The organism is Kitasatospora cineracea (assembly GCF_003751605.1).
GTDB lineage: Bacteria > Actinomycetota > Actinomycetes > Streptomycetales > Streptomycetaceae > Kitasatospora > Kitasatospora cineracea.
Genome location: NZ_RJVJ01000001.1, coordinates 2,064,705 through 2,084,372, shown reverse-complemented (window position 1 = coordinate 2,084,372; position 19,668 = coordinate 2,064,705). Strand labels below are relative to the sequence as shown.

Genomic DNA, 19,668 nt, shown 5'->3' with positions numbered 1-19,668 from the left:
CCTGCCGTCCGGGATCAGCCGAAGACCGAACGCCGTTGCACCAGCAGCTTGTACAGCGTGTGCTGGATGGTCTCCCGGACCTGGTCGGTGAGGTTGAAGACCAGCATCGGGTCCTCGGCCGCGTCCTTCGGGTAGCTGTCGGTGGGGATCGGCTCGCCGAACTGGATGGTCCACTTGGTGGGGAGCGGGATCGCGCCGAGCGGGCCGAGCCAGGGGAAGGTGGGCGTGATCGGGACGTAGGGCAGGCCGAGCAGCCGGGCCAGGGTCTTGAAGTTGCCGATCATCGGGTAGGTCTCCTCGGCGCCGACGATCGAGCAGGGCACGATCGGCACGCCGGCCCGCAGCGCGGAGGCGACGAAGCCGCCGCGGCCGAAGCGCTGGAGCTTGTAGCGGTCGGCGAAGGGCTTGCCGATGCCCTTGAAGCCCTCGGGCCAGACGCCGACCACCTCGCCGCGTTCCAGCAGGGTCTGGGCGTCCTCGTTGCAGGCCAGGGTGTGTCCGGCCTTGCGGGCCAGCTCGTTGACCACGGGCAGGACGAAGACCAGGTCGGCGGCGAGCATCCGCAGGTGCCGGTCGGCGTGGTCGTGGACGGCGACCTGGGTCATCAGGGCGTCCAGCGGGATGGTGCCGGAGTGGTTGGCGACGATCAGCACGCCGCCCTCGGCGGGGATGTGCTCGGTGCCGCGGACCTCGATCCGGAAGTACTTCTCGGCGAGCGGCCGGAGCAGGGCGAGGAAGACCTCCTCGGTGAGCTCCCGGTCGAAGCCGAAGTCGTCGACCTCGTAGTCGCCGGTGAGCCGGCGGCGCAGGAAGCCGAGGCCGTGGGCGGCGCGTTCCTCCCAGCCCTTGCCGAACACCCGGGTGGCGGTGGCGCCGAGCTGCCCGGCGAGGGCGGTGCCGACGCCGTCGGCGATCCGGTCGGCGAGGCCGGGGCGCGGTTCGGGGCCGTTCCAGCTGGGGGCGGACTCGATCGGGATGACCTTGGCCGCCGGGTCGGCGGACTCCCGGGCGGCTGTCATCGCGGCCTCAACTCCTGGGTGTCGGTGGGGTGGTGGGGGTTGCCGAGCAGGCCGGCCAGCCGGTCGGTGACGGCGGTGAGCCGCTCGGGCGGCAGCGGGCCGGGCGAGCTGTGCGCGACGAAGTCGGCGAAGGTCTCCGGGGTGGTCCAGCGCGGTGCCCAGCCGTACCGGTCGCGCAGCTGGGCGGTGTCCACCACGCGTCCGTGGGTGAGCAGTTGGAGCTGTTCCTGGGAGAACGCCCGGTCCGCGGGGGCGGCCAGCTGCCGGGCCAGCTGGGCGACCAGGCCGAGTGCGGGCCGCAGCAGCGGGACGGTGGGGCGGCCGAGCCGGCGGGCGCACTGGGAGAGCAGCAGGACGCCGTCCCCGGCGACGTTGTAGGTGCCGGTCGGGGCGCCGAGGGCGGCCAGTCGCAGCGCCTCCAGGGCGTCGTCCTCGTGGACGAACTGCAGCCGCGGGTCGTGGCCGAACGCGGTGGGCAGCACCGGGAGGCGGAAGTAGGCGGCGAGCGGGGTGTCGCCGTCCGGTCCGAGGATGTTGGCGAAGCGCAGCACGGTGACCGCGACGTCGGGGCGGCGGCGGGCGAAGCCGCGGACGTAGCCCTCGACCTCGGCGGCGTCCCGGGCGAAGCCGCCGGGGGGCAGCGCCTTGGGCTGCATCCGCTCGCCGAACACGGCCGGGTCGCGGGGCGCGGAGCCGTACACCGCGGTGGTGGACTTGACCACCAGCCGGCCCAGCCCGGGCGCCTGTTGGCAGGCGCCGAGCAGCTGCATGGTGCCGATGACGTTGCTCTCCTTCACCGCGGCCCGGCCGCCGTGGCCGAGCGCGGTGACGTTGAGGTGCACGACAGTGTCGACCTCGTGCTCGGCGATCACCCGGGCGATCGCGGGGCGCCGCGGGTCGACCTGGGCGTAGCGGACGCCGGGCGGCAGTCCGGTCGGCGGCGGGGCGGCGTCCACCCCGACCACCCGGTCCACGTCGGGCCGTTCGGCGATCCGTTCGGCGAAGCGCGCGCCGAGCGGGCGCGCCACGCCGGTGACGAGCACGACCTTGCCCACGATGCCCCGACCTCCCTGGATGCCCGCCCTGGCCTGCACCGTACCGCGCGGAGGTTCCGGAGGCTCAAACGCCACTGCCCGCCCCGGGGATTTCTCCCTGGGGCGGGCAGCGGCACACCGTCGGCGCCAGTTCTACCTGCGTAGCTGAACGCGTGTGCGGGGGGATCATCCCCGCGAGAGCGAGGATGGCGCCGAACGGTGTTACTTCTTGTTGCGACGCTGGACGCGAGTCCGCTTCAGAAGCTTGCGGTGCTTCTTCTTGGCCATACGCTTGCGACGCTTCTTGATGACAGAGCCCACGGAATTTCCTCGCTCACTCGGACCCGCGCCCGTGAGAGACGGGAGTCCATACGACTGACGGAGGGCCTAGCCTACCGTCCACGTCGCGTTTGCCGTAATCGGTGCCCCTGCGGGGCCCCGGCCTACGCGCTTTCCAGGCGCACGTAGGACTCCTGGAGGTACTCGTGCACCTTCTGCTCGGGCACCCGGAAGGAGCGTCCGACCCGGATGGCCGGAAGCTCGCCGCTGTGCACGAGGCGGTAGACCGTCATCTTCGACACCCGCATCACCGAGGCGACCTCGGCCACGGTCAGGAAGACGACATCCTGCAGGGGACGTTCGCCGGAACTCATGACCCATCACCCGACCCTTACCCGTGTGCAAGGCACCGGCTTCCCCTCCGGTGACTCCACCGGCACACGTGTATCCCCAGAGTAGTTATGGGTGGTACGGGTGGGAAGAGGGGGGCCCTCACCTGTTGTACGGTGCGAGATCCGCCCGTTGCAGTACGTAGTCGCTCAGCGGAACGTAGCAGCTCGGCGCGGAGCCGTCCTCGAGCGGGACGACCACCTCCACCAGCCCGTCCGCCTCGGCGGCGAACGGGGCGACGTCGTTGCAGTCCGCGATGCCGCCGGCCGGGATGCCCAGGCGGCCCGCGCCGCAGAGCCAGCCGTGGTCGCCCAGCACCAGGTCGGGCGGGCGGTGCCCGGCGTCGGCGAGGGCGGTCAGGGCGAGCCGGACCGGCAGCGGGGAGTGGGTGTGGGCGAGGTCGCCGGGGCCGGGGCGGCCGGGCCCGTCCGGGCCGTCCAGGGCGCGCACCACCAGGACGCCGTCCAGCACGTCGAGGTAGCGGGGGCGCTCGCCCTCCGGGGTGGGCTCGCGGAAGCGCACGCCCCGCGCGGGGGTGTGCACGGTGCATCCGGCCGCTTCGAGCGCCTCGGCCAGCGCGCGGTGGAAGCCCGCCAGCTTGGTGGGGTGGCCGGTGCCGGCCAGCACGCCGCCGCGCCGCCCGGCGGTGCGGCGCAGCAGGAGGGCGAGGCGGTCCAGGGCGTCCAGGGTGCGGTCGGGGTCGATCGAGTCGGGGCCCTCGGTGTAGCCGGGGTCCGGGTGCACGCCGACGCGTTCGGCCATCAGCCGCAGCACCGCGTCCGGGTCGCGGCGGGGCTCCGGCTCCAGCCCCATCAGGGCCTTGGGGTCGCCCTGGGCGAACAGCCGGTAGTGGCGCAGGTTGTTCTGCCGGGGCGTGGGCACCTCGGGGCCGGCCAGTCGGTGCTTGACCAGGTAGGCGCGCAGCTCCGCGCGGGCGGTCACGGGATCAGCCCGTGCTGCGGCAGGACGGCCCGGCGGGTCGCCAGGACGGCCTGGTCGAGGCGGTCGGCGGGGTCGTAGCCGCCGTCCTGGAAGTCCGCCCAGTGCGGGGTGGCGCCGTCGGTCATCCGCAGCGGGGCGGGGCGGCAGGTCAGCCGGTACACCTCGGCGCGCCACTCCTCGGGGGTCTCGGTGGCCGGGTCGACGGGGTGGCCGGCCGCGGTGGCCACCAGGTGCGTCCAGGTCCGGGGCACCACGTCGACCACCGCGTACCCGCCGCCGCCGGTGGCGATCCAGCGGCCGCCGGCGTGCTCGTGGGCGAGGCGGTGGACGGCCTCGGCGACGATCCGCTGGGCGTCGACGGTGACGGCGAGGTGGGCCAGCGGGTCCTCGACGTGGGTGTCGGCGCCGTGCTGGCTGACGATCACCTGCGGGCGGAACGCGGCCAGCAGTTCGGGCACCAGGGCGTGGAAGGCGCGCAGCCACCCGGCGTCGCCCGTCCCGGCGGGCAGCGCCAGGTTGGCGGCGGTGCCCCCGGCGTCCGGGCCGCCGGTCTCGGTGGCCCAACCGGTCTGCGGGAACAGCGTGCTGGGGCTCTCGTGCAGCGAGACGGTCAGCACCCGCGGGTCGTTCCAGAACGCCTGCTGCACGCCGTCGCCGTGGTGGACGTCCACGTCCACGTAGGCGACCCGCTCGGCGCCCAGTTCGAGCAGCCGGGCGATCGCCAGCGCCGGGTCGTTGTAGATGCAGAACCCGGACGCCTGCCCGGGCATCGCGTGGTGCAGGCCGCCCGCGAAGTTCACCGCGTGCGGGGTCTCCCCGCGCCACACCGCCTCGGCCGCCGCCACCGACTGTCCGGCGATCAGCGCGGAGGCGGTGTGCAGCCCCGGGAACGCCCAGTTGTCGTCCGTCCCCAGCCCGTGCGCCGCGTCGACCGCGGACGGGTCGGCCGCGGCCCGCTTCACCGCCGCCACGTACTCGGCCGTGTGCACCAGCCGCAGCGTCGACTCCCCGGCGGGCGGCGCCGAACGCACCGTCACCGACGGCTGCCCGGTCAGCCCGAGCGACTCGACCAGCCGCATCGTCAACGCGAGCCGGGTCGGGTCCATCGGATGCCCGGGCCCGAAGTCGTATCCGGTCTCCGCCTCGTCCCAGAACAGGTGCAGCCCACAGGTGCTTTCCGCCATGCCCACACCGTATCGGGGCCGACCCCGGCCGCCCGCCCGCCCCGGTTCCGACTCGGCCCGCTCGCTGGCCGGTTGACGCCGCTTCACTGCCGACGAATGACCGGATGGCGATCGCTTCCGGACCGCTTCGCGCGGAGCGTAGCGGGCGTGTTACGTTCCGCAATGTAATCCATTAGATCGCCCCGGCGGCGCGCCAACACCCCGGGGCATGACACAGGACCTCAACTTCCCATGCGAGTTCATCGTAGCGCCCACAAGGACCACTTCACCGTCCTGCCGAACAAAATGCTGCAGCGCGTCAAACTGCGCAACGGCCCGCGCGGGCTGCTCGCCTTCCTGCTCTCCCTGCCCGACGGGTGGCGGATGACCGCCCAGCAGATGGCGGCGATCACCGGCGACAGCCTCTGGGCGACCCGCAAGGCCCTGCGCGACCTGACCCGCGCGGGCTACTACACCGTCGTCAAGACCCGGCTGGCCAACGGCCGGATCATCTCCGTGCAGCACGTCACCGACACTCCCGGGCAGTTCGCACCGGGTGACGGTCCACCGGTACCCGGTCCTCCTGCACCCTCCAAGACAAAAGAACAGAGCAAAGAAACCTCCCTCCCGCCCCGTCTGCCCGAACCTCCCGTGATCCCGCGCCCGCACACGCGACCGGAGCCACAGCCACAACCGCAGCCGCAGCCGCAGGCGCAGCCGCAACCGCAACCGCAGCCGCAGGCGCAGCCGCAACCGCAACCGCAGCCACGAACCGCACCGTGCCCACCCGCCCCCGCGCCCGCCCTGGACGACCGCACCGGGCCGGCCGCCGCGCTCCTGCTCCGCGTCGTCCGCCCCGAACCCCGCCTACGGATCGGCGAGGCCGAAGCCGCCCGCCTCGCCCCGCTGGTGGCCCACTGGATCGACCTCGGCAGCACTCCCGCCGACCTCGCCGCCGCCCTCCTCCCCGGCCTCCCCGAACACGTCCACTTCCCCGCCGGCTTCATCCACCGCCGCCTCATCGACAAACGCCCCGCCCTCCCCGCCACCCGAGCTCCCCTCCCGACCTGTCCCTCCTGCCACGACCCCGTCCCCCGCCCCGGCCCCTGCCCGCCCTGCGGCCGGGCTCCGGACACCCCGCCCGCCCCGCTCACCGGCAGCGCCCGCGCCTTCGCCCGCGAGGCCGTCCGCGCCGCCCAGCAGGCCCGCTCCCGCATCCTCACCCCCGCGGCCCGCTGAGCCGCGCACCACGGAAAGTGCAGCCCTCATGCCCGACTTCCTGTCGATCACCGAAGCCCGCACCCGCCTCGGGGGGCTGGTCCGCCACGTCGCCCGCACCCGCCGCGACCGCGTCACCATCACCGTCAACGGGCTCCCCGCCGCCGTCCTCGTCAACCCCCGGGAACTGGCCGACCTCGAAGCCACCCTGGCCTGGCACCGCACCCGGCGGACCGCCGGTGCGCCCGCGGCCGCACCGGACGCGCCCGCCTGAGTCCTGCTCCCCCCCGGAGGGGCGATCGCGGTCCGGCCGGGGCGGGGGCGTTCGCGGCGGGGCGGGCGAACTCGTCCGGCACGGCGTCGAGCAGGCGGGGGCAGCGGGCGTCGGGTTCGTCCCGGCGGCGTCGCCCCGGAGTACGCCGGGCGCACCGCCTAGGCCGGGGCCTTCGCCAGGTCGGGCCGGTCGGCGGCCGGGGCCGGGAGGAAGTGCGGGGCGAGCGGGAGGACGGCGAGGACGAGGAGCATGGGGGCGCAGAAGGCCCAGCGGTAGTCGGAGAGTTCGGCGAGGGAGCCGACGAGGGGGGAGCCGATCAGGAAGCCGACGTAGTTGAAGAGGTTGAGGCGGGCGACGGCGGCGTCGCTGGCGTGCGGGAAGAGGCGGCCGCCGGCGGCGAAGACCTGGGGGATGATCGCGCAGATGCCGAAGCCGAGGACGGTGAAGCCGAGGACCCCGGTCCAGGTGCCGGGGGCGAGGACGGCGATCAGGAAGCCCGCGCCGGCCACCGCGGTGCCGGTGCGGACGACGGGGAGGACGGTGAAGCGCTGGACGGCGCGGTCGCCGACGGCGCGGCCGAGCAGCATGGCGACCATGTAGCCGAGGTAGGAGAACTTGGCGAGGTCGGCGGGGCTGTGCAGGCCGTCGGTGAGGTACTTGACGCTGTAGTTGGAGACGGAGGCGTCGGCGATGTAGGCGAAGGCCATCACGGCGCAGAGCGGGAGCAGCGGCTTCCAGGGGATGCGGCGGGCGGCGAGTTCGGCGGCCTCCCGGACGGCGTCGCCGAGTTCGGCGGGGCCGGCGAAGTGGCGGCCGACGAGCAGGGCGGCGGGGACCAGGACGGTCGCGGCGCCGCCGAACAGCAGGGGCAGGCCGGTGTCCCAGTGCGCGGCGAGGGCCGCGAGCGCGGCGCCGAGGATGCCGCCGAGGCTGAACGCGGCGTGGAAGCCGATCATGATGCTGCGGCCGTAGCAGTGCTGGAGGCCGACGCCGAGCATGTTCATGGAGGCGTCGAGGGCGCCGACCAGGAGGCCGAACAGGCCGAGGGCGATGGCGAGTTGCCACAGCTGCGAGCCGAGGCCGGTGAGGGCGAGGGTGAGGCAGAGGGCGGGTTGGACGACCCGCAGGACGCCGCGGGCGGTGGTGCGTTTGACCAGGGTCTCGGAGGCGATCGAGCCGACGCCGGCCAGGATCGGGACGGCGGCCAGGAAGACCGGCAGCAGTCCGTCACTGAGGCCGTAACGTTTCTGCAGGTCGGTGATGCAGGTGACCAGCAGGGCGAAGGTGGTGCCCTGCAGGAAGAACGAGACGGCCAGTGCGACCCGGGCCTGCCGGAGCCGCGGGGTGGGTTCGGCCAGCGCCGCGACCTGCATGGGAACCTCGCTCACCACCGACGCTACCGGCCGGTACGCAACTGTTGGGCAGAGCGTAGGCGGTCGGCCGCGCCGGCGGGAGGGGTGCGACGGGATCAGTTCGGCAGCAGGCGGACCGCCTCGTCCAGCGCGGTGAGCAGCCCGGTGGCCCCGGCCGAGGTGAGCTTGGCCGGGTCGGTGAGCGCGGCGTACCCGTACACGTCCATGCCGGCGGCGCGGGCGGCCAGCACGCCGTTGCGGCTGTCCTCCAGGACCAGGCAGCGGGCCGGGTCGGCGCCCATGGCGCGGGCGGCGTGCAGGAACAGGTCGGGGGCGGGCTTGCCGACGCCGACGTCCTGGGCGGAGAACAGCAGTTCGTCGGTGAAGTAGCCGGACAGGCCGGTGAGGCGGTGCGCGGTGCGGATCCAGGAGTGGTGGGCGGAGGAGGCCACGCAGTAGCGGACGCCGTGCTCCTGGAGGTGGGTGAGCAGCTTCTCGGCCCCGGCCACCGGCCGCAGCCCGTCGGCGAAGGCGGCGAACACCCGCTCGTGGAACAGGTCGTCGAAGCCAGCCGGGAGGGTCGCCCCGTACCGTTCGGCGACCACGTCGTGCACGGTGTGCGCGGCGGTGCCCATGAAGTCGCGGTAGGAGTCCTCGATCGTGGTGGGGAAGCCGAGTTCGGTCAGGTACTCGGCGAGCACCCGGTTCGAGATCGGCTCGCTGTCCACCAGCACGCCGTCGTTGTCCAGGATCAGCAGGTCGTAGCCCGTGTCGTCGCTCACGGGGCCCGAGCCTACTTGCCGCCGCCGGCCAGCTCCCGGGAGCGGTCCCGGGCGGCCTCCAGGGCGCCGAGCAGGGCGGCCCGGACGCCGTGGTTCTCCAGTTCGCGGATGGCGGCGATGGTGGTGCCGGCCGGGGAGGTGACGGCCTCGCGGAGCTTGACCGGGTGCTCGCCGGAGTCGCGGAGCATCACCGAGGCGCCGATCGCGGACTGCACGATCAGCTCGTGCGCGACCTGCCGGGGTAGGCCGAGCAGGATGCCCGCGTCGATCATCGCCTCGACCAGGAAGTAGAAGTAGGCGGGGCCGGAGCCGGAGAGCGCGGTGGCGGCGTCCTGCTGGCTCTCCGGGACGCGCAGCGCCTTGCCGACCGAGCGGAAGATCGCCTCGGTGCGGGCCAGGTGGGCCTCGGTGGCGTGCGAGCCGCCGGAGATGACGCTCATGCCCTCGTCGACCAGCACGGGGGTGTTGGGCATCACCCGGACCACGGGGGTGCCGGGGGCGAGGCGCTCCTCGAACCAGGCGGTGGGGATGCCCGCGGCGGCCGAGACGACCAGCTTGTCGGCGGCCACGTGCTCGGCCAGCTCGTCCAGCAGGGCGCCCATGTCCTGCGGCTTGACCGCGAGGATCAGGGTGTCGGCGAGCTTGGCGGCCTCGGCGTTGGTGGCGGTGCCGACGCCGTAGCGGTCGGCGAGTTCGGTGGCGCGCTCGGAGCGGCGGGCGGTGACCAGCACGTCGGCGGGTGCGGTGCCGGCCCGGAGCAGTCCGGAGAGCAGGGCCTCGCCGATCTTGCCCGTCCCGAGGAAGGCGATCTTCTGCCCGGCGGTGGTGCGGTCGCTCATGGGACTCTCCGTGCGCTGCGGTTCCGGTTCCTGCCCGCCATCTTGCCCCGGGACGTCCCCGCCCCGACGGACGTGTCCACCCTGCGGTCGGCCCGCCCGCGCCCCGGCTCCCGTAGGGGGAATCTCAGGGGTGCGGGCTCTGGATTCCGGGGGCGGGCGGGAGCACCGTGGAGGCATGGGACACGGAGAGTTGTCAGGACGTGAGAACCGCCAGGTCGCCGTCGCCGCCGCGACGCTCGGACCGTGGCGGACGGCTGCGGCGGTGGGCACGGTGGTCGGCGGGGCCGCGCTCGCGGTGGACGTGGTCACCCTGCACTGGTCACTGGGCATCCTGTCCGGGCCGGTGAGCCTGGGGTTGTTCTTCTTCTTCCTGGTCGGCACGGTCGGCGGGCGGCTGCGCGGCGGCGGTGACCGGCGGCTGCGCCGCTGGGCGGACGAGCACCCGTGGCAGTCGGCGCTGCCGGCCTCCGGGGCGCTGCTGGTGCTGAACACCCTGGCGCTGTGGCTGCTGGGCGACCACGGCCTGTTCGGGGCGCTGTTCACCTCGCTGCTGCCGGCCGGCGCCCTGCTGGCGGTGGCGGGCGTGGTCGGCGCGGTGAAGGCGGCCCGCAGGCGCTGACGACCCGTCATTCCGCCCCCGGTGTCAGGCGTGCCGGGGGTGGTCGGCATACTTCCGGCCGTGCCGACGATAGACGAGCCGAGGCCGGACGAAGGCCCCGGCAGACCCGACGACCCCTTCGAGGGACTGGTACTGGACGAGGAGTTCGTCCGGTCCGCGACGAACAAGGAGGCGTCCGGGCGGGCCCGGATGCTGACCGAGCGGTGGAAGAACAACCCGCCGCCGGAGAACGGGCCGTGGCGCCCGACGACGGAGGTCCGCCCCGTCACGGAGATCCGCCGCTCCCGGTGGCGCCGCCGGGCCCGCCCGGTGGCGCGCTACCCGCGGGCGCGGTGGCGGCCGGGCCTGGGCAGCGCGCTGGTGCTGCTGCTGGTGCCGGTGCTGGTGCTGATCGGGCTGGCGTCCCTCGGTGACGGCTCGACGCTCCCGCCGAAGTCCTCCGCGCTGCCCACCGTGGGTGCGGAGACCGCCCCGCCGAGCAGTGCGGCGCCCAGCGTGGACCCGGACGTGCCGACCCCGGAGCGCCCCTGGGCGGGTTCGCCCGCCGAGGCGTGGCCGAACGGCGTGGAGGGCATCGGGATGCCCGACAGCACGCCCGCCACGGGCGTGTTCAGCGCGAAGCAGGTGGCCGCGAACGTGGAGGCGGTGAAGGCGTACCTGGTCGCCGGCAACCTCGACCCGCAGGTGCTGTCGGGCGGCAGCGCCCAGCACGTCCTGGACCTGATGGACGGGCCGGACGCCAAGGACCTGGCCGCGGCGCTGGCGCACCCGAGCGCCGAGCACGACCCGACCTCCTGGGTGAGCCGCTTCGACCCGGCCCGGGCGGTGCCGGTCACCGACCAGGTGAAGGTGCAGGGCCGGATCAGCTTCGAGGGCGACGGCGAGCAGGGCATGCTGGTGCACACCGACGTGACCTACGTGTACGCGCTGCGCCCCGGCCCGGACGCCGGGAAGACCTCCCCGGGCGACGGCGGCACCGCGCTGCCCGCCTCCTGGGCCCAGGTGGACCGCAGCCGGGTGGTGGACCGGGAGATCGTCCGCCGGGTGCAGGACTTCCGGTTCTACGACCCGAAGCACTACAAGGTGACGCCCGGGAAGCCGCGGCTGGGCGAGGGCCGCAGCGACTTCGGCAACAACCGCTGCGACACGGGCTCCGGCTACCTGGAGCCCGAGTTCGAGTTCATGCGGGCGACCGCGACCGGCCCGGCGCCGAGCGGCCCGGCCACCGACCCGTACGACCGGACCAAGCCCCTGCAGGACGGCGAGGAGTGCGGCACGCTGACCCGCAGCTGACGGACGCTCAGGCCCGCCGCCGGGCCGCCTTGCGGGCCTCGCGCTCGGCGCGGGCGGCCCGGCGGCGGTGCCAGGTGGCGGTCTCCTGGTCGTGGACGGCCCGCCGGAGGCCCTCGCCGGGGGCCTCGACCAGGCTGCGGGCGAAGTAGACGGCCAGGGCGCCGGCGAAGCCGATCAGCCAGACTCCGGCCAGCGGCTTCTCCTCGGCCATCCAGCCGGTCAGCGAGTCCCTGCCCTCGGTGAGGATCTTCCAGTTCCGCAGGCCGGCCAGGGCCGAGCAGACGCCGATGGCGAGCATCAGCAGCAGCGAGAGCGGGGCGGCCTCGGAGAGCCGGACGCCGGAGACGCCCAGCCGCAGCGCGAGCGCCCCGGCGGCGGTGGCCGCGAGGGCGCCGAGCGAGACCGCGACGCGGCGCAGCCAGTAGCCGGTGCCGCGGTGGACCCAGGTGGTGCCGAAGTAGCGGATCGGCCGGGGGGCGGGTGCCCCGTCCGCGGTGCTGGTCGGTCCCGCCGTGCTCGTCGTCGTCACGGTCCGATTATCACCACGAGCGGGGGCCCGCCCCGGGAGCAACGCGCTCCGGAGCGGGCCCCGGGCCCGGGCGGGGGTCAGCCGAGCTTGGAGACGTCCCGGACGGCGCCCTTGTCGGCGGAGGTGGCCATCGCCGCGTACGCCTTGAGCGCGGCCGAGACGTGCCGCTCGCGGGTCTTCGGGCGGTAGCCGCCCTCGGACTCCAGCTTGAGCCGGCGCTCGTGCAGTTCCTCGAAGGAGACGTCGAGGTTGATGGTGCGGGCCGGGATGTCGATGGTGATCGAGTCGCCGTCCTCGACCAGCGCGATGGCGCCGCCGGAGGCCGCCTCCGGGGAGATGTGGCCGATGGACAGGCCCGAGGTGCCGCCGGAGAACCGGCCGTCGGTGATCAGCGCGCAGGCCTTGCCCAGGCCGCGGCCCTTGAGGAAGGAGGTCGGGTAGAGCATCTCCTGCATGCCGGGGCCGCCCTTGGGGCCCTCGTAGCGGATGACCACCACGTCGCCCTCGGTGATCTCCTTGCGGAGGATCTTGTCGACCGCCTCGTCCTGGGACTCGCAGACCACGGCCTTGCCCTGGAAGCGCCAGATCGACTCGTCCACGCCCGCGGTCTTCACCACGCAGCCGTCCTCGGCGATGTTGCCGTACAGCACCGCGAGGCCGCCCTCGACCGAGTAGGCGTGCTCGACGCTGCGGATGCAGCCCCCGGCGGCGTCGGTGTCCAGGGTGTCCCAGCGCTCGGACTGGCTGAACGCCTCGGCGGAGCGGACGCAGCCGGGGGCCGCGTACCAGAGGTCGACGGCCTCGGCGGAGGCGGAGCCGCCGCGGACGTCCCAGGTCTTCATCCACTCGGCGAGCGAGTCGGAGTGCACGGTGTGCACGTCCTCGTGCAGCAGGCCGCCGCGGTACAGCTCGCCGAGGATGGCGGGGATGCCGCCGGCCCGGTGCACGTCCTCCATGTAGTAGGAGCCGTTCGGGGCGACCTTGGACAGGCAGGGCACCTTGCGGGAGATGCTGTCGATCACCCGCATGTCGAAGTCGACCCCGGCCTCCTGGGCGGCGGCCAGCAGGTGCAGGATCGTGTTGGTGGAGCCGCCCATCGCGATGTCCAGCGCCATCGCGTTCTCGAACGCGGCGCGGGTGGCGATGTTGCGCGGCAGCACCGACTCGTCGTCGCCGCCGTAGTAGCGGTTGGTGATCTCGACGACGGTGCGGCCGGCCTGCTCGTACAGGGCGCGGCGGCCGGTGTGGGTGGCCAGCAGCGAGCCGTTGCCGGGCAGCGAGAGGCCGATCGCCTCGGTCAGGCAGTTCATCGAGTTGGCGGTGAACATGCCGGAACAGGAGCCGCAGGTCGGGCAGGCGTTCTCCTCGATGATCGAGATGTCCGCGTCGGAGACGTTCTCGTTCACCGCCTGGGAGATCGCGTCGACCAGGTCGAGCTTGCGGACGGTTCCGTCGACCAGGGTGGCCTTGCCGGCCTCCATCGGGCCGCCGGAGACGAAGACCGTCGGGATGTCGAGGCGCAGCGCGGCCATCAGCATGCCGGGGGTGATCTTGTCGCAGTTGGAGATGCAGATCAGCGCGTCGGCGCAGTGCGCGTTGACCATGTACTCGACCGAGTCGGCGATCAGGTCGCGCGAGGGCAGCGAGTACAGCATGCCGTCGTGGCCCATGGCGATGCCGTCGTCGACCGCGATGGTGTTGAACTCGCGCGGGATGCCGCCCGCCTGCTTGATCGCCTCGGAGACGATCCGGCCGACCGGCTGCAGGTGGGTGTGGCCCGGGACGAACTCGGTGAAGGAGTTGGCGACCGCGATGATCGGCTTGCCGAAGTCCTCGCGGGCTACGCCCGCGGCGCGCAGAAGGGCGCGCGCGCCCGCCATGTTGCGACCCTGGGTGACCGTGTTGGACCTCAGCTGGGGCATCGTTGCCGCTCCTTCAGGAGACTCTCGGGGGCTGTCGAGCCTACGCCCGCACCGGCCGCCCCCGGACCCGGTGTCCGCGATGCGGTCAGTGCGGGCGCGCCGTCGGGCGCCCCGGCCGGGCCGGACTACGGCTTCGGCAGCACGTACACGTCCAGCAGGTAGGGCTCGGTGACCTCGCCGTCCGGGAAGTCGGCGAGCAGCGCCGCCCGTTCCGCGGCCAGGACCGGGGCCCGCTGCTCCGGCTCCAGCACCGCGAAGTACGAGCGGGAGGTGAGGTCGTCGATCACCTGGTCCACCGGGACGCGCCGCTCCCAGCGCAGCCGCGCGGAGCGCACCTCCAGGCCCGAGGCCGTCAACTTCTCGGGCCTGGCGTTCACCCCGCCGTTGTGGTGGTACGTCGACGGCAGGGCCGCCGTCAGCCGCTCCTGCTGGGCGGCCAGCCAGGGCACCCGGTAGTCCTTGACGTTCCACCACACGGCCAGCGCCCCGCCCGGGCGCAGCACCCGCACCGCCTCCGGGATCGAGCGCTCCGGCTCGGTCCAGTGGAACGCCTGGGCGTACGTCACCAGGTCCACCGAGGCGTCGTGGAACGGGAGTTCGTCGCCCGCGGCCTTCACCACCGGGATCTGCGGGCTGACCTCGCGCAGCACCGCGGCCATCCCGGGGCTGGGCTCGACCGCGACCACCCGGGCGCCGCGCCCGGCCAGCAGCCGGGTGGCGATGCCGGTGCCCGCGCCGACGTCCAGCACGTCGGCGCCGGCCAGCGGGCGGCCGGCCAGCCGCTCCAGCTCGTCGAACAGCTCGTCCGGGTAGGACGGCCGGGCGGCCTGGTACTGCGCGGCCACCGGGCCGAAGGAGTTGGCGTGCGCCTTGGCGTCGTACACGAGTGGGTTCCCCTGTTCGGTCACGGTCTCCTCCTCAGGCCCAGCTGCGCGAGCAGAGCACCAGGCGGTAGCCGTCCGGGTCGCGCACGGTGACGCCGTGCTCGTCCCAGTACGGGTTGTGCGCGGCGACCCGGGTGCCGCCGGCCTCGACCAGCCGCGCCACCAGCGCCTCGTCCACCGGGCCGCCGAGGTAGAGCACGAACAGGTCGTCGGCGGTCGGGGTGGGCTCCAGCGGGCGCTCCGGGTCGAGCGTCAGCTCGAAGTGCCAGCCGCCGCCCGGGAAGCCGACCATCACCAGGTCGTGCTCGCCGGGCACCCGCTCGGTGGTGCGCCACAGCACCGACAGGCCCAGGCCCTCGGTCCAGAAGCGTTCGGCGGCGGCCAGGTCCCGGGAGGGGCGGGCGTGCCGGACGTGGGTGCCGGGGCCGATCACGCGAGCTCCGCCTGCCACACCGGGCTGTCCACGTAGTGGTTGTCGTAGCGCTCCGCCGAGGCGCGGATCTCCGCCGGGTCGGCCTCGCCGCGCATCACCCGGCCCAGCAGGCGCAGGTAGTCGAAGCGGCCCAGGCCCGGGGTGAAGGTGAACAGCACGTCCGCGGTGCGGCCCTTGGCGGCGGCGAAGGCGTGCGGGGTGCGCGGCGGCACCGCCAGGAAGTCGCCCTGCTCCAGCAGCACCACCCGGTCGTCGACCAGCACCCGCAGGGCGCCGTCCAGCACGAAGAACAGTTCGGTGGCGCGGGTGTGGAAGTGCGCGGGGGCGCCGACCGCGCCCTCGGCGAAGCCGGAGCGGTAGGTGGTGTGCTCCGCGTTCTCGCCCAGCAGCGCGATCACGCTGCTCGGGTCCTCGCACGTCTCGGCCTCGTGGGCGCGTACCGGCTCGACCGGGAATTGGTTGATCATGTGGCCGACCCTAGGCCGAACTCCCCCGTGGCGCACACGCTTTGTGAGCAGAGGGCCCGTCAGCTCCCGGGCCGCGGGGTGGCCAGGTGCAGCCGGGTGAAGGCCAGCGCCTCGGCCAGGTCGGCCTCCCGCTCGGCGGGGCCGCCGGACTTGCGGGTGTTGACCTCCAGCACCACGTGCCCGTCGAAGCCGGTGCGGGCCAGCCGCTCCAGCAGTTCCGCGCACGGCTGCTTGCCGCGCCCCGGGATCAGGTGCTCGTCCTTGCCCGAGCCCGAGCCGTCCGCCAGGTGCACGTGCGCCAGCCGGTCGCCCATCCGGTCGACCAGTCCGAGCGCGTCGGTGCGGGAGGTCGCCGCGTGCGACAGGTCGACGGTGAAGTGCCGGTACGCCTCGTCCGTGACGTCCCAGCCCGGCGCGTACGCCAGCACCTCGCGGTCCCGGTAGCGCCACGGGTACATGTTCTCCACCGCGAACCGGACGTCGGTCTCCCCGGCCATCCGGTTCACCCCGGTCACGAAGTCCCGCGCGTACTGCCGCTGCCAGCGGAACGGCGGGTGCACCACCACGGTGTCCGCCCCGAGCCGCTCGGCCGCCCGCCGGGCCCGCACCAGCTTGGTCCAGGGGTCGGTGGTCCACACCCGCTGGGTGATCAGCAGGCAGGGCGCGTGCACCGCGAGGATCGGCACCGCGTACCGGTCGGAGAGCCGGCGCAGCGCCTCCACGTCCTGGCTCACCGGGTCGTTCCAGACCATCACCTCGACGCCGTCGTACCCCAGCCGCGCGGCCAGTTCGAACGCCGTCTCGGTGGTCGACGGGTACACCGACGCGGTCGACAGCGCGACCTTGGTGTCCGGCACGTGCAGCGCCGGGTGCGGCGGCGGCACCAGCCGGTCCGTGGTGCGCAGCAGCGGCGCCCGCTCCAGCTTGCGCCGCGCCGCCCGGGCGGCCCGGGCCGCCTTCGACGGCAGAGGGCCGCGCCCCGTCCTCCGCCCGCCCGCTGAATCCGCCACGTCCACCAGGTTAGACGCACCGCACCGCACCGCCGGATATCCGGTGGTGCGGTGCGGGGTGCGGCGGTGCGGGCGGTCACTTCACGGCGGCGGTCACTTCACGGCGGCGGGCTCCAGGACGGTGAACGCCTTGGGGATGTAGCCGGGCGAGGGGACGCCGTACTCGTAGCCGGTGACGCCGTCGACCAGCAGGTCGTAGACGCCCGGGAAGACGCCCTCGGAGTCGATCCGGACCTTCAGGCTGGTGCCGTCCGGGCTGGCCGAGAGCGGGGTGATCCTGAGCGGGGTGACCCGCTCGCTGGGCATCAGGAAGTGGAAACGGCTGCTCATGCTGAGCCCGGTGCCCTGGATGGTCACCTCGGCCTGCGTGTCCTGCAGGGCCGAGTTCGGGGTCAGCGTCCGCGGGACGCCGGAGCGCTCGATGCCCGTCCCGGCCCGGGTGCCGCCGATGGTGTAGGCCAGCGGGGTCCTGGCGGTGCCGGGGCCGAACAGCAGCACCGCGTGGCCGGTGCCCGCGCCGCTGTAGGCGCAGGTGTAGGACTCGACGCCGGAGGACACGCACTTGTAGGGGTTGGTCCGGTCGGACCAGTTCTCCCGGCCCGCCATGCCCAGCATCAGCTGGTCGTCCGGGTTGCCGGTGTCGGCGTGCAGGTCGATCTTCAGGTCCTGCCCGGCCTTCATGTCGAGCACCGCGCAGTAGACGGTGTCCGTGTCGGTGAGCGTCCCGGTCCGCTGCGGGAAGGCGTCGACGGAGACCGGGTGGGCGGCGCACTCCGGCGCCCAGCCGGCCGCGGTGGCCAGCTTCCAGATGTCCACCGTGGGCCTGGGCATCGCGCTGACCTGGCTGTAGGGGGTCAGCACCACCAGGTGGCGGCCCGCGCCGGCGACCCGGCAGTCGGGGCCCCAGCCGTGGCAGAGCAGCCCGCCCGCGGCGTCCACCACGTTCACCATGGTGGCCTGGCCGCCGATGGCGTGCCGGGCCTCCACCTGGAACAGGTCACCGGCGGCGGAGGTGAACGGGACGCAGTGCGCGTCGGTGGACGACTCGAAGCCGACCTCGGTGGCCCGGCCGCCGACCTGGCCGGACGGCTCGGCCAGGTCGCAGACCGCGGACGCGGTGGCGTCCCGGCGGGCGACCGTGAAGTCCGAGAAGTCCTGGTCGGAGAAGAGCACCGCGGTGTAGGCGCCGACCGGCGTGGTGCACACGCCCGCCGCGCCGGAGAGGATCCGGCAGGTCTCCCGGCCGGTGGCGTCGACCAGCCGCAGGCTGGAGTCCACCAGGCTGGTGCTCCCCAGCCGGTAGCCCACCAGCTCGCGGGCGGGGTGGTCGGCCGGGACGGTCAGGCAGGCCATCCGGCCCACCGCCGACACCGTGCCCGCCTGGCTCTTGCCGTTGCCGTAGGCCGAGGCGGCCCACGGGGCGCAGGTCGAGGTGTCGCCGAGCCGCTGGACCACCAGCCGGAAGTCGGCCACCCGGTTGGAGACCATCACGACCCGGAACGGGCCGGTGCCGGACAGCCGGCACAGCTGGTCGGCGTAGCCGGCCGCGCACGTCACCGCGCCGGTGGCGTCCAGCACCGCGGGGGCGACGCTGGTGCCGTCCTCGGGCGTCCGGTTCATCAGGTAGACGGCCTCGCCGGCCGCGGTCGGCAGGGTCAGGCAGCGGTCCTGCCCGATCGCGCCGAAGGAGTCCACGGCCGAGCCGGAGGTCAGCTGGTCGTCCCGGACGGGGGTGCAGCCCCGGGTCTCGGTGGCCGAGCGGAGCACCACCCCGTTCGCCCGCCGGGGGATGTCCGGCCGCACCGTGTAGGTGTAGTCGCCGGCCGTCAGGTCGCAGTCCCCGGTCTTGCAGACCTCGGTGCCGTCGGCCGCGTACACGTGGCCGGACGCCACCCCGTCCGGGTAGAGCCCGCGGTAGGAGTAGTGGCCGTCGGCGGGGACCCGCAGGATCCGGCAGCGCGCGGTGTCGGCCAGCGCGACGTCCTCGCCGTAGGCCTGCGGCTGCACCACCGGGCAGCCCTGCGGCTGCGAGAACCGGGACAGCGCCAGCTGGTAGGTGCCCTCCACGCCCTCGCCGCGCTGGACGACCGCCCGGTACGGGCCGGTGCCGGTGAGCGCGCAGTCCAGGTAGGCGTTGCCGTCGGTGCGGCAGACCGCCTTGCCGGTGCCGTCGAACAGGGTCGCGTCGACGTAGTGGCCGTTGTCGGGGCGCAGCAGCCGGACCCGCTCGCCCGGGGCGAAGTCGGCGGCGTAGCAGTTGCCCGCCAGGCCGGCCGGCACGGCGCCGCTGTAGACGGTGGGGGCGCCCAGCGTGCGGTCGGCGGCGGTGACCGTCACGCAGTCGTCGCCGGAGAGCACCGCCAGGTAGGACAGCGAGACCTCGACCGGGTCCGCGCTGTGGCTGTTGATCCGCAGCGTGTAGTCACCGGCCGGGCCGCTGGTGCACCGGGCCGGGCCGCCGAACCCGTAGGTGCTCGGCGAGACGTCGCACGGCATCTGGGTGCCGTCCGGGGCGTACAGCCGGGGCGGCGTCCCGTACAGCGGGGTGACCAGCTGGACGATCACCAGGTCGTCGGCCTTCGGCAGCCGCAGCGTGAAGGAGGTGTCGGTGTTCGGGGCGATGCGGCAGGACACCACGGTGTGCGGCGCCAGCGCGGCCGGGCAGGCGCCCGAGGCGGACGGGCTCGGCGTCGGGGTCGGGGTCGGCCCCGGCGTCGGGGTGGGCGTCGGCGTCGGCGTCGGGCCCGGCGTCGGGGTCGGCGTGCTGCCGGAGTTACCCGGGTTTCCGGCGTTACCGGAGTTGCCCGGGTTGCCGATCTGGACGGCGCTGTTCCCGCCGCTGCGGCCGCCGGCCGAACCGGACGAGCCGGTGGACCCGGTCCAGCCGGTGCCGTCGTCGGAGCCCTCGTCCGTGCCGTCGTCGGCACCGGTGGAGCCGGTGCCCGTGCCGTCGGTCGGGGTGGCCGCCGGCTCCGGCGTGGTGGGGGCCGTCGGGGACGGCGTGGCGGTCGCGGGCGGCGGGGCCGACGGCGACGCGCTCGCGGAGTCGGTGGCGGACGGGCTCGGCGCACCGGCCGCCGCGGTGGGCGAGGTGTCCTTCCCGGGGAGCAGGACGGCCAGCGCCACCAGGACGGCGAGCACCAGCGCCCCGGCGGTGCTCAGCACCACCGCTCTGTAGCGGCGGTCGGACGGCAGAACGGACAACGACATTCCCCCCAC

At 74.2% G+C, this 19,668-nt stretch carries 20 protein-coding genes; 4 read left to right on the top strand and 16 right to left on the bottom strand.

What is annotated here, in order from left to right; all coding sequences use genetic code 11:
- Window positions 1–14 precede the first annotated feature (14 nt).
- From EDD39_RS09570 to EDD39_RS09545, 6 genes are all read right to left on the bottom strand, one after another.
- The gene (locus EDD39_RS09570; RefSeq protein WP_030457859.1) at window positions 15–1,019 is read right to left on the bottom strand and encodes a lysophospholipid acyltransferase family protein; all 1,005 of its coding nucleotides are present in this window, start codon (window positions 1,017–1,019) and stop codon (window positions 15–17) included.
- Window positions 1,016–2,074, bottom strand: a complete 1,059-nt coding sequence (locus EDD39_RS09565; RefSeq protein ID WP_123554824.1) for an NAD-dependent epimerase/dehydratase family protein — start codon at window positions 2,072–2,074, stop codon at window positions 1,016–1,018. The genes EDD39_RS09570 and EDD39_RS09565 overlap by 4 nt, the downstream gene beginning before the upstream one ends.
- A gap of 201 nt (window positions 2,075–2,275) precedes the next feature.
- A complete protein-coding gene (locus EDD39_RS09560) occupies window positions 2,276–2,374 on the bottom strand; it encodes a 30S ribosomal protein bS22 (RefSeq protein ID WP_003948845.1) in 99 nt (32 codons plus the stop codon).
- 122 nt (window positions 2,375–2,496) lie between these two features.
- Window positions 2,497–2,706 (bottom strand): helix-turn-helix domain-containing protein, encoded by a 210-nt coding sequence (locus EDD39_RS09555; RefSeq protein ID WP_014136488.1) that lies wholly within the window; start codon window positions 2,704–2,706, stop codon window positions 2,497–2,499.
- 118 nt (window positions 2,707–2,824) lie between these two features.
- Window positions 2,825–3,664: a phosphatase gene (locus EDD39_RS09550; protein ID WP_123554822.1), complete on the bottom strand. Its 840-nt coding sequence runs from the start codon at window positions 3,662–3,664 to the stop codon at window positions 2,825–2,827.
- On the bottom strand, window positions 3,661–4,848 hold the full coding sequence (locus EDD39_RS09545; protein WP_123554820.1) for an acetoin utilization protein AcuC: 1,188 nt from the start codon (window positions 4,846–4,848) through the stop codon (window positions 3,661–3,663). Before EDD39_RS09545 ends, EDD39_RS09550 begins: the two co-directional genes overlap by 4 nt.
- A gap of 231 nt (window positions 4,849–5,079) precedes the next feature.
- Between EDD39_RS09545 and EDD39_RS38940 the strand changes: the two genes are divergently transcribed.
- Both EDD39_RS38940 and EDD39_RS09530 read left to right on the top strand, forming a co-directional pair.
- Window positions 5,080–6,066 carry a hypothetical protein gene (locus EDD39_RS38940; protein WP_148089419.1) on the top strand — a complete coding sequence of 329 codons (987 nt, stop codon included), beginning with the start codon at window positions 5,080–5,082 and terminating at the stop codon, window positions 6,064–6,066.
- 28 nt (window positions 6,067–6,094) lie between these two features.
- Entirely contained in the window at window positions 6,095–6,319 is a 225-nt protein-coding gene (locus tag EDD39_RS09530; protein ID WP_123554814.1) for a type II toxin-antitoxin system prevent-host-death family antitoxin, read from the top strand.
- Window positions 6,320–6,477: 158 nt separating this feature from the next.
- Here EDD39_RS09530 and EDD39_RS09525 read toward each other — a convergent pair whose 3' ends face one another.
- From EDD39_RS09525 to proC, 3 genes are all read right to left on the bottom strand, one after another.
- On the bottom strand, window positions 6,478–7,692 hold the full coding sequence (locus EDD39_RS09525) for an MFS transporter (RefSeq protein ID WP_123554812.1): 1,215 nt from the start codon (window positions 7,690–7,692) through the stop codon (window positions 6,478–6,480).
- Window positions 7,693–7,787: 95 nt separating this feature from the next.
- Window positions 7,788–8,453, bottom strand: a complete 666-nt coding sequence (locus tag EDD39_RS09520) for an HAD family hydrolase (RefSeq protein ID WP_123554810.1) — start codon at window positions 8,451–8,453, stop codon at window positions 7,788–7,790.
- An 11-nt stretch (window positions 8,454–8,464) separates the two neighbouring features.
- Complete coding sequence (gene proC / locus EDD39_RS09515) at window positions 8,465–9,292, bottom strand: pyrroline-5-carboxylate reductase (protein WP_123554808.1); 828 nt, start codon at window positions 9,290–9,292, stop codon at window positions 8,465–8,467.
- A gap of 175 nt (window positions 9,293–9,467) precedes the next feature.
- On the opposite strand from proC, the gene EDD39_RS09510 reads away from it, so the two are divergent.
- Window positions 9,468–9,911 (top strand): hypothetical protein, encoded by a 444-nt coding sequence (locus EDD39_RS09510; protein WP_162869984.1) that lies wholly within the window; start codon window positions 9,468–9,470, stop codon window positions 9,909–9,911.
- Window positions 9,912–9,971: 60 nt separating this feature from the next.
- On the top strand, window positions 9,972–11,204 hold the full coding sequence (locus tag EDD39_RS09505) for an SCO2583/SCO2584 N-terminal domain-containing protein (protein ID WP_148089417.1): 1,233 nt from the start codon (window positions 9,972–9,974) through the stop codon (window positions 11,202–11,204).
- A 7-nt stretch (window positions 11,205–11,211) separates the two neighbouring features.
- Here EDD39_RS09505 and EDD39_RS09500 read toward each other — a convergent pair whose 3' ends face one another.
- The 7 genes from EDD39_RS09500 to EDD39_RS09470 all read right to left on the bottom strand — a co-directional run bounded on the left by EDD39_RS09500 (window position 11,212) and on the right by EDD39_RS09470 (window position 19,653).
- Window positions 11,212–11,733: a hypothetical protein gene (locus EDD39_RS09500; RefSeq protein ID WP_123554802.1), complete on the bottom strand. Its 522-nt coding sequence runs from the start codon at window positions 11,731–11,733 to the stop codon at window positions 11,212–11,214.
- A gap of 77 nt (window positions 11,734–11,810) precedes the next feature.
- Complete coding sequence (gene ilvD / locus EDD39_RS09495; protein ID WP_123554800.1) at window positions 11,811–13,655, bottom strand: dihydroxy-acid dehydratase; 1,845 nt, start codon at window positions 13,653–13,655, stop codon at window positions 11,811–11,813.
- A 125-nt stretch (window positions 13,656–13,780) separates the two neighbouring features.
- Complete coding sequence (locus EDD39_RS09490; RefSeq protein ID WP_162871572.1) at window positions 13,781–14,563, bottom strand: class I SAM-dependent methyltransferase; 783 nt, start codon at window positions 14,561–14,563, stop codon at window positions 13,781–13,783.
- A 10-nt stretch (window positions 14,564–14,573) separates the two neighbouring features.
- Window positions 14,574–14,972 carry a VOC family protein gene (locus EDD39_RS09485; protein ID WP_123554798.1) on the bottom strand — a complete coding sequence of 133 codons (399 nt, stop codon included), beginning with the start codon at window positions 14,970–14,972 and terminating at the stop codon, window positions 14,574–14,576.
- Complete coding sequence (locus tag EDD39_RS09480) at window positions 14,969–15,439, bottom strand: cupin domain-containing protein (RefSeq protein WP_123554796.1); 471 nt, start codon at window positions 15,437–15,439, stop codon at window positions 14,969–14,971. The genes EDD39_RS09485 and EDD39_RS09480 overlap by 4 nt, the downstream gene beginning before the upstream one ends.
- A 59-nt stretch (window positions 15,440–15,498) precedes the next feature.
- Entirely contained in the window at window positions 15,499–16,326 is an 828-nt protein-coding gene (locus EDD39_RS09475; RefSeq protein ID WP_123560280.1) for a sugar phosphate isomerase/epimerase family protein, read from the bottom strand.
- Between the two features lie 216 nt (window positions 16,327–16,542).
- The gene (locus EDD39_RS09470; protein WP_162869983.1) at window positions 16,543–19,653 is read right to left on the bottom strand and encodes a hypothetical protein; all 3,111 of its coding nucleotides are present in this window, start codon (window positions 19,651–19,653) and stop codon (window positions 16,543–16,545) included.
- Window positions 19,654–19,668 lie beyond the last annotated feature (15 nt).

Excerpts from the sequence above, each read along its gene's own strand:
- EDD39_RS09480 (WP_123554796.1), bottom strand. The coding sequence starts at position 15,439 with ATGATCAACCAATTCCCGGTCGAGCCGGTACGCGCCCACGAGGCCGAG.
- proC (WP_123554808.1), bottom strand. The coding sequence starts at position 9,292 with ATGAGCGACCGCACCACCGCCGGGCAGAAGATCGCCTTCCTCGGGACG.
- EDD39_RS09525 (WP_123554812.1), bottom strand. The coding sequence starts at position 7,692 with ATGCAGGTCGCGGCGCTGGCCGAACCCACCCCGCGGCTCCGGCAGGCC.
- EDD39_RS09555 (WP_014136488.1), bottom strand. The coding sequence starts at position 2,706 with ATGAGTTCCGGCGAACGTCCCCTGCAGGATGTCGTCTTCCTGACCGTG.
- ilvD (WP_123554800.1), bottom strand. The coding sequence starts at position 13,655 with ATGCCCCAGCTGAGGTCCAACACGGTCACCCAGGGTCGCAACATGGCG.
- EDD39_RS09570 (WP_030457859.1), bottom strand. The coding sequence starts at position 1,019 with ATGACAGCCGCCCGGGAGTCCGCCGACCCGGCGGCCAAGGTCATCCCG.
- EDD39_RS09510 (WP_162869984.1), top strand. The coding sequence starts at position 9,468 with ATGGGACACGGAGAGTTGTCAGGACGTGAGAACCGCCAGGTCGCCGTC.
- EDD39_RS09530 (WP_123554814.1), top strand. The coding sequence starts at position 6,095 with ATGCCCGACTTCCTGTCGATCACCGAAGCCCGCACCCGCCTCGGGGGG.
- EDD39_RS09545 (WP_123554820.1), bottom strand. The coding sequence starts at position 4,848 with ATGGCGGAAAGCACCTGTGGGCTGCACCTGTTCTGGGACGAGGCGGAG.
- EDD39_RS38940 (WP_148089419.1), top strand. The coding sequence starts at position 5,080 with ATGCGAGTTCATCGTAGCGCCCACAAGGACCACTTCACCGTCCTGCCG.